This window comes from Roseospirillum parvum (assembly GCF_900100455.1).
Classification (GTDB): Bacteria; Pseudomonadota; Alphaproteobacteria; order Rhodospirillales; family Rhodospirillaceae; genus Roseospirillum; species Roseospirillum parvum.
This window is the reverse complement of sequence record NZ_FNCV01000009.1, coordinates 89,945-98,541: the sequence shown is the minus strand read 5'-3', so window position 1 is coordinate 98,541 and position 8,597 is coordinate 89,945. Positions and strand designations below refer to the sequence as shown.

General features: G+C 68.7%; 8 protein-coding genes. 3 read left to right on the top strand and 5 right to left on the bottom strand.

Annotated features, from left to right (window positions below; translation table 11 throughout):
• Positions 1-155: 155 nt before the first annotated feature.
• From BLR95_RS12890 to BLR95_RS12870, 5 genes are all read right to left on the bottom strand, one after another.
• Positions 156-1,085 (bottom strand): DUF6980 family protein, encoded by a 930-nt coding sequence (locus BLR95_RS12890; protein WP_143131005.1) that lies wholly within the window; start codon positions 1,083-1,085, stop codon positions 156-158.
• Positions 1,054-1,812, bottom strand: a complete 759-nt coding sequence (locus tag BLR95_RS12885) for a hypothetical protein (protein WP_143131004.1) — start codon at positions 1,810-1,812, stop codon at positions 1,054-1,056. The genes BLR95_RS12890 and BLR95_RS12885 overlap by 32 nt, the downstream gene beginning before the upstream one ends.
• 120 nt (positions 1,813-1,932) lie before the next feature.
• Positions 1,933-2,412: a hypothetical protein gene (locus BLR95_RS15570; RefSeq protein WP_143131003.1), complete on the bottom strand. Its 480-nt coding sequence runs from the start codon at positions 2,410-2,412 to the stop codon at positions 1,933-1,935.
• 8 nt (positions 2,413-2,420) lie between these two features.
• Entirely contained in the window at positions 2,421-3,896 is a 1,476-nt protein-coding gene (locus BLR95_RS12875) for a peptidoglycan-binding domain-containing protein (RefSeq protein WP_092620848.1), read from the bottom strand.
• Positions 3,897-4,097: 201 nt separating this feature from the next.
• Complete coding sequence (locus BLR95_RS12870) at positions 4,098-5,327, bottom strand: amidohydrolase (RefSeq protein ID WP_092620845.1); 1,230 nt, start codon at positions 5,325-5,327, stop codon at positions 4,098-4,100.
• Between the two features lie 103 nt (positions 5,328-5,430).
• Between BLR95_RS12870 and BLR95_RS12865 the strand changes: the two genes are divergently transcribed.
• The 3 genes from BLR95_RS12865 to BLR95_RS12855 are packed head-to-tail and all read left to right on the top strand — an operon-like array spanning position 5,431 to position 8,592.
• Positions 5,431-6,675 carry an MFS transporter gene (locus tag BLR95_RS12865; protein WP_218119556.1) on the top strand — a complete coding sequence of 415 codons (1,245 nt, stop codon included), beginning with the start codon at positions 5,431-5,433 and terminating at the stop codon, positions 6,673-6,675.
• Position 6,676: 1 nt separating this feature from the next.
• The gene (locus BLR95_RS12860) at positions 6,677-7,411 is read left to right on the top strand and encodes an SAM hydrolase/SAM-dependent halogenase family protein (protein ID WP_342720026.1); all 735 of its coding nucleotides are present in this window, start codon (positions 6,677-6,679) and stop codon (positions 7,409-7,411) included.
• Complete coding sequence (locus BLR95_RS12855) at positions 7,408-8,592, top strand: MFS transporter (RefSeq protein ID WP_092620839.1); 1,185 nt, start codon at positions 7,408-7,410, stop codon at positions 8,590-8,592. The genes BLR95_RS12860 and BLR95_RS12855 overlap by 4 nt, the downstream gene beginning before the upstream one ends.
• The last annotated feature ends 5 nt before the right edge of the window (positions 8,593-8,597 follow it).

Genomic DNA, 8,597 nt, shown 5'->3' with positions numbered 1-8,597 from the left:
GGATCGCCACCCGCTTCGAAAAGTCGGCACAGAACTTCTTGGCCGCTGTCATGTTGGCTTCAACACGACTCTGGATGCGGGATTATGAGTCCAGAGCTTAGCCGCCACAGCATGGTGGGCATTGGCGACGGGTCCGCCTCGTTCGAACCGCCGCCCTACAATCCGGCATTGCGCCACCAGGCGTCGGAGGCGAGGTCGGCGGGCAGGTCGGGCGGCGGCGTGATGGGGTTGAGGTCAAGCGGCACCGCCAGGCCAAGGGCGCTGACCCGCCGGGCCCACTCGCCGCGCAGGCCGGGCGGCAGGCGCTCGCCGCACCAGGGGCAGTAGCGCACCGGTTTGATGCGGATGGGTTGATGATCCACCGGGCGGTGGATGTCCAGGATGCGGATGCCGAACTCCCGGGTGTGCGGCAGATAGGCGTACATGGTCTTATACGACCACCAGACCATATCGGTATCAGCGCAACGATGGGGCGGCTCAGCGTTCCAGCGGCTGAGGCCGGGGGCTTCGGGATCCTGGGGATACTCGATTTCCTCGGCCGGCGGGCCGAGGGGTTCGTGCTGACTGAAGTCCTCGTAGATCACTGCCGGGGGAATGTCGGGCGACTGCACTGTTGGAGTGTGGTACCGGCTGTCCAGAACGATCTTGAGGCCTTCGCTGGTCAGGCGCTCTGTCTGGGTGGGGTCGGGGGGCTTGGGATAGGTGATGGGAAGGCCCATGTTGCGCCACCAGGCATCCGAGTGCATGCACGAGGGCAGCCAGTTCAGGATCGAGTCGGGGTCTCTCCGGTATTCGCCCCAATCGAACTTGGTGTCCTCGGCAAGCTGGAAGGCCGTCTCCATCCACTCATCGCCCAAATACTCTACAAGACGGCCGCCCGTCCAGGGACAGTATTCGAGAATGCAGGAATCCCCCGTTGATCCAAATTGCTTTATTTTTTCATACAAATCGACAGGCGGCAGACCCTTTTCTATGCGAAGAGGCGAAAAATGGCGCCTAGTGGGCTCGTAAGCGATGGCGACGCTGTCGTCCGACAGCGCCGCCATCATCTCGTCAGACAACCCGAGATCGTCCATCTTGGTCATAAAAGGACAGGTCCAGCCAGCGCTTGGGGTTGCGTTTGGTCCGTTGTTTTCCGGTTTTGGGATCGGTCTCAGTTTTCCAGGTTCCCGTCAAGGGATCAAGAGTGCCCTCGTGATAGGCTTTGTTGCCGCGCTTGCGGTAGACCTCGATCTCCGACTGGTGTCGCCCGGCACCCCCACGGTCCCATTGATAAATCAACGTGCCGTCCGCACTTTTGCGGGTGTCAAGTTTCCCAATCCGCGTTGTTTTTTCACGGCTTTTCCAGAAGTGACTCTCTGAGGGAGCGACCGGGGTATGGGGGTCCTTGTCCCGTTGCTCGGCGCGCAGGTAGCCTTCGCGGACCCACCAGGCCTCGAACTCGGCCCGGGCCTTGTCGGAGCCCAGCACCGCCTGGTCGGGCTTGGGGATGTTGGTTTTGGAGTAGGGCGCCGGAGGTTTGCCTGGGGGCTCCGAGCCATCCTTGTCGCTGTTATAGATTGAATCGCGCCAATCGCGCGGTTCGGCCGGCCGGCCTTGGGGGCTGGGGTCGGGGAGGTCCTCGGTGGGAGGATCAGCGATCCGGCCGTCGCGCTCGCCCGGCGGATCGGCCGGAAAGCCTTCAAGGCGGGGTGGCGCGGCATCCGGCGGGATCAAGGGCGGCAGCGGCGCCGGCGGATCGGCGATGTCGGTGCGCGAGGCCACCCCAGGGCCTTCCGCGCCGCCAAATGCCTCGCCCCAAAGATCGCGCACGCCTTGAGCGGTCTTGTCCAGAACCGCCTCGGCGTCGGCCCGGTGCTTCTCGCTGTCCGGGCCGTAGGACCATTAGTCGGCGGCGACGGGCAGCAACGCCGCCGAGGACCAAGGCGGAGCCTACGATCCAAGACGCGCGCGCAGGCGCTTGTAGACGAAATCGTCGGTACAGCTCAGATAGTCGCGGGTTTGCGCAGTCAGCCCACCCTTCTCACCACCAACAATGATTCCTTCGTCGCCAACGGCAAGATGAAGGGTCTCGCTGAAGAATGGGAGCACGTAGCCAAACCGGTAGCGGTCCGGCTCGCTGCCGGTGCCGTCATCGACGACAACGTAATAGCTCTCCTCGACCGGGGGCAGGTAGTAGTCCAAACGGACGAGATTGCCGGTTGGTCGACCCGACCAGACATCATGCGGGCCCACCGAAATGGTAACCACCGTTTCCTCAGAGACATTGCCAAACACGACCAGATGGTTGCTGGCGCATTGGCGGCTAACAGCGGCACCAAGGACGATGAGGCAAAGCGCCGTGGCAAGGCCGGCAAGGCCGGCAAGGCCAAGCAACGTTTTTCGCACCGTCCCTGGTTGCCAGATCGTCATTAGAGATTTCAGTACCAATCGTTTCTTTTTTGATTGTAGCCCTCAAGGCCGGAACTGAACAGGGGGTCGACCTCGAAGGGCTGAAGTTGGAGATGGCCGTTCTGAATGGCTTCCAGGACCACCTCTTCGTCAGGACGGTCGCGATTGCCGGGATCCTGGGCCAGTAGTCGGCCGATGCGATTGTTGTAGAGGTCCATCAGGCGATCTCCCATCGGATTGGTGTCCAATGTGTGGCGTTCGTGAGCGTCGGTTATCTCCTTGGCCACCTCGGCACCCAGTTCCCTGGTCATCCGATAGCTCCACAAAGCGTGCCGAAAGGCATCCCCTTCGCCGCCGCCCAGACCGGGGTTGTCCCTTCCATAGCGTTGTTTGGTCACTTCACTTACCTCATCTGCAATCGCTTTGCCCCTTATGGCTGCGGATCGGTGATCAATGAGCACACCCCAGTGCCCTGAGCCCTTCTCCTGAAATGCCATGTTTTTGTACATCTCGAACGGGTTGACCATACCTTGAGGGGGCTCTGCTAGGCTCGGGGTCGGGTTGGTCGACATGCCAGCAGTTTTGCTCCGAGGGCTTTCGGGATGGGATGCTGCGACTGGCGGTTGGTCCGCGACTTGTGGGCTTTCGTTTTTATCCACGGAGGGGACGTCGGCCCCCACGTGCTTGGGATTTTTGTCCGCGCCCTTGGTCTCGGTCGTGGTCTCGGTCTTGGCGTTGAGGAGGCGGGGCGCGGCTTCGTCGCTCAGGACGCCGAGGGGCATCTTGTCGGGGAGCGGCCGGCCGAGGAGGAGGTGGGCGATCTGGGGCTCAAGGCGATCCAGGATGGCCCAGGCGGTGAGGTTGGCGCGCCTGGGGTCGTGGCGGTTGAGGCGCAGAAACATGTCCTGCCAGACCGGCAGCGAGTCCGGGGCGTCCGCGATCCCCTTGGCCGCCCAATCGGGAAGGTCACCATCGTCCACGGCGCCCAGCAAGGCCTCGACGGTGCGCTGGTTGGCCGCCGCCTGCTCGGCCGGCAGGGGGAGGAGTATCCTCTCCAGCCCCGCCAGCCCCAGCGCCGGCGGCTCGGTGACCAGATGGCCTTTCCCGGGTTCGGTCAGGGTGTTGTGGTGATGGTCCACGTCGTCCGGAGTGGGCGGCGAAAAGGGAGCCAAGCGCGGGCCCACCCTCTTTTCCAGGGTTTTCACCGTGGGGCCGCCGGGATTGGCGAGACCATCCACCTTCAGGCCGTTGTCCTGCTGGAAGGCGCGCAGGGCCTTGTCTTCCTTCTGGCCCCAGTAGCCGGTGGGGCCCTTGGTTTTGGAAAAGTCGAGATGGCCGGCATTGGCCAGCCCCACTTCCAGCTTGAGGGTGTCCTGGCGCTGGTTGCGCTGGGACGCGGGCGTGGCGCCGACCGGGCCGTCGAGGTCGAACCACTCGCTCTTGCCCGGGGCGAGCAGGTTCAGGGGGCGACGTTTGGTGGAGGGACGCAAGGGGGTGGGATACATGGCGAGGTCTCCGCAGTCGCTTTGGGCACAAAAAACCCCGCCGGGCGGCGGGGCCGGGCGGGGGTTGGGGCGATGGATCACATGAAAAGACCCGGGAAGGCACCAAATAGGCGCACTTTCCCCGGGTCAGTATTTTTTAGGTAGACGATCTTTCCTGAAAAGTCAATCGGCAAGCGAGTGGGACCGAGATCAGCTTCGCGCTCATTCTTTCCCGGCGGCCTCCTCCAGAGCCACCCGGGCCACCTGGGCCAGCACGCCGGCGCCGGCCGGCAGGATGGCGTCGTTGAAATCGTAGGTCGGGGCGTGCAGGCCGCAGGCGCCCAGTTTTTCACCGCCCTCGCCGCCCTCGCCGCCATTGCCGAGAAAGGCATAGGCCCCGGGAATGCGCTCGAGCAGGAACGAGAAATCCTCGCTGACCATCAGCCGGGGCTGCGGGCCGCTGTTCTCGGCGCCCAGCAGATCGGCCGCCGCCCGGGCCATCAGGTCGGCCGGGCCTTCGTGGTTGATGGTCGGCGGGTAGCCGCGCCGGTAGCTGGTCTCGATTTCCACCCGGTGGGCCGCCGCGATGCCCTGGGCGATGCGCCCGATGGCGGCCTCGGCCACCTCGCCCATCCCGGGGTCGAAGTAGCGCACGGTGCCGGACAGTTCGACCGCGTCGGGGATGATGTTGAAGGCCTCGCCGCCCTGAATGCGAGTCACCGACAGGACCAGCGTGGCATCCGGCGCCACCTCGCGGCCGCGCACCGTCTGCAGGGCCTGGACCAGGGCGCTGGCCGCCACCACCGGGTCGCGGCAGCGCTCCGGCAGGGCGGCATGGCCCCCCTGCCCGCGCACCGTGATGTCGAAGCGGTCGGCGGCGGCCATCACCGGCCCCGGCGAGACCACCAGCTTGCCGGCCGGCACGCCGGGCATGTTGTGCAGGCCGAACACGCTGTCCATCGGCCAGCGTTCCTGGAGCCCGTCCTGAAGCATCTCGCGGGCCCCGGCGCGGCCCTCCTCGGCCGGCTGGAAGATCAGCACCACGCGGCCCGGGAAGTCACGCCGCTCGGCCAGATGGCGGGCCGCGCCGAGCAGCATGGTGGTGTGGCCGTCATGACCGCAGGCGTGCATCACCCCGGCGTGCGTGGAGGCATAGTCGAGCCCGGTCGCCTCGACCACCGGCAGGGCGTCCATGTCGGCCCGCAGGCCCACCGTGGCGCCAGCACCCTGGGTTCCGTTGATGACCCCGACCACGCCGGTCCGCCCCACCCCTTCGGTCACCTCATCGACCCCGAAGCCGCGCAGCAACTCGGCCACCCGGGCGGCGGTGCGGTGCTCGGCGAAGGCCAGTTCCGGGTGGCGGTGGAAGTCGTGGCGCCAGGCGATCATCTCGGCGTGGCCGGCGGTGAGCGGGTTGGCGGGGGGGCCTGTTATCGGATCGAGCGCGGTCATCGGGCAGGTGTCCTTGGCGTCCAGAGTCGATGTCAGGGTGCTTTTCCTGCAAGTCACTTCCATTTAGGAAAGGAGGATGCTCCCCACCAGAGGACCCCGCCCCGTGCCCCCCGCCCCCTCCAGCGCCCCCACCCCTGGCCCATGGGCGGTGCTTGGCGCCACCACCGCCGTCCAGTCACTGGTCGCCATGGCCGCCCTCAGCCCGCCGGTGTTCGCCGGCCCGGCCAGCGCCGACCTGGGCCTGCCGGCGAGCGCCGTCGGCTATTACATGTCGGCCCTGTACATGGCGGCGATGGTCGCCTCGCTGGCCTCCGGGGCGATGATGGCGCGCTTCGGCGCCATGCGGGTGAGCCAGGCATGTCTGGTCCTGGCCGGCCTGGGACTGGCCGTGATGGCCTTCAGCGCCACCCTGCCCACCGTCCTGCTGGCGCTGCCCGCCGTGCTTGTCGGCACCTGGGTGCTGGGCCTGGGCTACGGCCCGGTGACCCCGGCCAGCAGCCACATCCTGGCCGCCACCACCCGGCCCGGCAACCGGGCCCTGATGTTCTCCATCAAGCAGACCGGCGTGCCGCTGGGCGGCGTGCTGGCCGGCGCCCTGATCCCACCCCTGGTGTTGTGGGGCGGCTGGCAGGGCGCGGCCCTGGCGGTGGGCGCGGCGTGTCTGGTGCTGGCCGGGCTGGTGCAGCCGGTGCGCCCGGCCCTGGACCGCGACCGCCAGCCCCGGGCGCCGTTGCGCATCACCGCGCTGGCCGGGCCGATCCGCCTGATCTGGCGCACCCCGGCGCTGCGCCGCCTGGGTCTGGCCTCGTTCGCCTTCGCCGCCATGCAATTGTGCCTGGGCACCTTCCTGGTCACCTTCCTGGAGACCGAGGCCCACATGAGTCTGGTCGATGCCGGTCTGGTTCTGTCGCTGACCCAGGGCGGCGGGGTGGTCGGGCGCATCATCTGGGGCTGGGTGGCCGACCGCCGGGTGGCGCCGCACCTGCTGTTGTTCCTGCTCGGCCTGGGCATGGCCGGCGGGGCGGTGGTCTTCGGGCTGACCGGGCCGGACTGGCCGTGGCTGATGGTCGCCGGCCTGGGCACCCTGCTCGGCACCGCCGCCATCGGCTGGAATGGGGTGTTCCTGTCCGAGGTGGCCCGCCATGCCCCGCCGGGCGAGGCCGGGGCGGCGACCGGCGGCGCCCTGTTCATGACCTTTGCCGGGGTGGTGGTCGGCCCTGCCCTGTTCGCCCTGCTGCTGGCCACGCCGGGCGGCTATCCGCTGGCCTTCGCCGCCCTGGCCGCCTTGTGCGTGGCCGGCGCGGTGGCCATCCTGGGAGCCGGGCGGCGCGGCCCGGAGAGCCCCTGAGATGCCGCTGCTCCATCTGTTCACCGACTTCGGTCTGGCCGGCCCCTACATGGGCCAGATGCACGCCGCCGTGCACCGCGCCGCGCCGCCGGTGACACCGGTCACCCTGCTCGCCGACGCCCCCACCTTCGATGCGGCGGCGGCGGCCCACCTGCTAGCCGCCCTGGTCGGCCACATCCCGCCCGGCGAGGGGGTGGTGGCGGTGGTCGATCCCGGGGTGGGCACGGCGCGGCGGCCGTTGGCCCTCAAGGCCGACGGGCGCTGGCTGACCGGGCCCGACAACGGCCTGCTGTCGGTGGTCGGCGGACGGGCCCGACAGGCCGACTGGTTCGCCATTTCCTGGCGCCCGGACCACCTGTCGGCCAGCTTCCACGGCCGCGACCTGTTCGCCCCGGTGGCCGCCCGGCTGCTCGCCGGCGAGGCCCCCGCGCGGCTGCTGGCCCCCTTGGACGCGCCCCCCGTCGCCTTGCCCGAGGGCGCCGGCGACCGGGCCCGGGTGATCGCCATCGACGCCTTCGGCAACCTGATGACCGGCCTGCGGGCCAGCCACCATGCCGGTCCGCTGACCGTGAAGGGTCGCCCGCTGCCGCGCGCCGGCACCTTTGGCGAGGTCCCGGTCGGGCAGCCGCTGGTCTACGCCAACAGCCTGGGCTTGCTGGAAATCGCCGTCAACCAGGGGCACGCGGCGCGGGTTCTCGGGCTGGCCGTGGGCGATCCGGTGGACCCGGCGCCATGAGCCCGCCGCCCCGGCTGGCCGCCCTTCGGCTGTCGCTGTTCTATGCCGCCCTGTTCTCGGTGATCGGCACCCAGTTGCCGTTCTGGCCGGTGTGGCTGGAGTGGCGCGGCCTGTCCGAGACCGAGATCGGCGTCATCCTCTCGTCGGCCTTCTGGGCCAAGGTGGTGACCAATCCGGCGGTCGGCCATCTGGTCGACCGCCACGGCCGCCGCCGCGCCACCATGATCGCCCTGGCCGCCGGCGCCCTGGCCTGCTTCGCCCTGTTCAGCTTCGCCGACGGGTTTTTCCTGCTGCTTGGCCTGAACGTGATCGGCTGGGGCCTGTTCGCCGCCCTCATGCCGCTGGCCGAGACGCTGACCCTGTCGACCGTCGAGGCCAATCCGGGCCGCCGCGTCGACTACGGACGCATCCGTCTGTGGGGCTCGCTGAGCTTCATCGCCGCGGCGGCCTGGGGCGGCTGGCTGCTGGAGGACCACTCGCCCGCCCTGGTGCTGTGGATGATGCTCGGCGGGCTGGGGCTGTGCCTGCTGATCGCCCCCACCCTGCCCGATCCGCCCAGCCCGCGCCGCGCCGGCCCGACGCCGCCGTGGCGCCATCTGCTGGGCGACCGGCGCTTCCTGGCCTTCCTCGGCGCGGCCAGTCTGGCCCAGGCCGGGCACACCGTCTACTACGCCTTCGGCACCCTGCACTGGCAGGCGGCCGGGCTGGGCGAGAACCTGATCGGCGTGTTGTGGGCCATCGGCGTGGTCGCCGAGATCGCCCTGTTCGCCTTCGGCGCCCCGGTGGTCCGCCGGCTGGGCCCGGCCGGCCTGCTGCTGGCCGCCGCCGGGGCCGGGGTGGTGCGTTGGCTGATCCTGGCCGCGACCACCGACCCCCTGATCCTGCTGCCGGCCCAGACCCTGCACGCGGCCAGCTTCGGGTGCACCCATCTGGCGGCCATGCATTTCATCCGTCAGGCGGTGCCGGGCGGCCTGACGGTGCGGGCGCAAAGCCTGTATTCGTCGATTGCCATGGGGCTGGTGATGGGGCTGGTGATGCTCGCCTCGGGGCATCTTTACCAAGCCCTGGGCGGCGGGGCCTTCGTGGTCAGCGCCGCCATCGCCGGGGCCGGCGGGATGCTCGCCCTGTGGCTTCACCTCAACTGGAAGCCGGGCCAGCCGGTGGCTCGGGAAGCCGGCTGAGTGGA